At 37.9% G+C, this 372-nt stretch carries 1 protein-coding gene; it reads left to right on the top strand.

What is annotated here, in order from left to right:
- Positions 1 to 372: IS1595 family transposase (locus tag M2R47_RS09415; RefSeq protein WP_249102546.1), on the top strand; the 372-nt coding region annotated here is incomplete at both ends.

Genomic DNA, 372 nt, shown 5'->3' with positions numbered 1-372 from the left:
AAAACAGCTGTGTTTGGTCTTTTGAAGCGTCATGGCAGGGTGTATACTGTTGTTGTAACAGATACCAAGCAAAGCACCTTAATGCCTATCATCTCAAGCAAAATCAAGCCAGATGGCATCGTTTACACAGATGGTTATAGAAGCGATAATGCCTTTGATGTGAGTGAGTTTAAACACTTTCGTATCAATCATTCCAAAGAGTTTGTCAAAGACCAAAGCCACATCAACGGCATTGAAAACTTTTGGCTGCAAGCTAAACGAGTACTTAGAAAATACAATGACACCCCCAAGAAAAACTTCCATCTTTTTATCAAAGAATGTGAGTTTAGATTTAACTACAGCACACCATCTAATCAGCTTAAGATATTGAGA

The organism is Moraxella oculi, from assembly GCF_023336735.1.
GTDB classification, from domain to species: domain Bacteria; phylum Pseudomonadota; class Gammaproteobacteria; order Pseudomonadales; family Moraxellaceae; genus Moraxella; species Moraxella oculi.
This window is presented reverse-complemented; position numbering and strand designations above follow the sequence as displayed.